At 65.9% G+C, this 1,477-nt stretch carries 1 protein-coding gene; it reads right to left on the bottom strand.

What is annotated here, in order from left to right; all coding sequences use genetic code 11:
* Window positions 1-1,477: IS1634 family transposase (locus tag BST40_RS28040; protein WP_244174533.1), on the bottom strand; the 1,477-nt coding region annotated here is incomplete at both ends.

Raw genomic sequence — 1,477 nt, 5'->3', positions numbered from 1 at the left:
GTCGCGGGTTGGTGGGTGTTCGTCGGTGTAGGTCAGCGGCGCCCAGGCTTTGCGTAAGTGCCAGGTCACATAGCAGGCCAGCAGGCAGATCAGTACGTGGGCTTTGACGCGCTCAGACAGCCGGTGGTGGATGGGGCGTAGGTCGAGGTCGTCGGTTTTGATGCTGCGGAAGTCGCGTTCGACATGGGCCAGGTTTTTATACCCGGTGACCACGGCAGGGGCGTTGAGGTCGGTGGCGGGCACCGAGGTGCGCAGGACGTAGATGCCGTCGAGGGCGGCTTCGGCGGTGATGGCTGCGTGGTCGCGTTCATAGGCGAAGCTGGTGTCGGTGATGGTGCGGTGAAAGTGCTTGCTTACCTTGTATTTGTTGACGATCTGCCCGACAGCTTCGCCGATCTTGCCGGCCCCGGCCAGGCTGCCGCGCTCGACCCGTTCGGCGATGCGCGCGAGGGCGGTCTCGGTGGCGGCCAGCAGTTCATTGCGTTTGCGGGCCCGTTCGGCGGCCAGGGCGGGGTTGCGGCAGGCGATCAGCCGTTCGTGTGGGTAGTCGGGGTGGGTGATCTCGGCCAGGTCGTGGGTATCGAACAGGCTCATCTGCAGCGGCCCGTCGTCGGCGGCCAGTTTGGCAATCGCTGGCGCGCGCAGCGCGGTGATCCACCCGAAATCGGTTCCGGTGTCGTTGAGTTCTTTGATCGCGGCGATGCGAGCGGCGGTGATCATGCCGCGGTCGCCGACTAGCACCAGCCGGTCCAGCCCGAAGCCGGTGCGGATGACCTCGACGATGTCGGTGAAGGCGACCGGATCGGCGGTATCACCGGCAAAGACCCGCACCGCCACCGGCCGGCCGGCGGGGTCGGTGAGCACCCCGTATTCGATTTGCGGTAAGCCCTTTTTGCGGTCGCGGGAATAGCCGCGCTTGGCCAGCTCGCAATGGCGGCCCGTCACCCACGATGAGGTCAGGTCAAACAACGCCATCCGTGACGGATTGGCTTGTGGACCAAGGTGTTTAGCGGCGAGCCTGTTTTCGATGCCGTCTTGGCGGTCGCTGAGCCAGTCCATCGCCGCATAGATCTCGTCGGTGGATGCGTCGGCGATCTGCAGGTCTGCGCCCAGGGTGCAATCGGCCCAGCGCGACAGCGTCGAGAGCTTGGATGCCGGATTGATCACCCGCGAGACGATCAGCCCGTAGATCAGATCGCGGGACCGACACGGCGACCCCAGCAGGGCGGGCAGTCCCAGATGGCGGGCCATCGCCGCGACCGCGGCTACATGCCCATGCGGCAACGCGCGTAGCACCGTCAACTCCTGACCAGCGGGCACCAGGCTGTGTCCCTTCAGCGTCGCCTCCAGCGCGGCGATCGCCGCCTCGGGCAACATCGACAAGTTGGCCACGGTCTCGTTGCGCACCTTGGGCCCGTCGCGGAAGGTGCGGCGCAACAGCACCGACTGATAGACGCGCTGTTTGCCCTGCTTATCC

Source organism: Mycobacterium persicum (assembly GCF_002086675.1).
GTDB lineage: Bacteria > Actinomycetota > Actinomycetes > Mycobacteriales > Mycobacteriaceae > Mycobacterium > Mycobacterium persicum.
The sequence above is the reverse complement of the archived record's forward strand: the minus strand, read 5'-3'. Positions and strand labels throughout refer to the sequence as shown.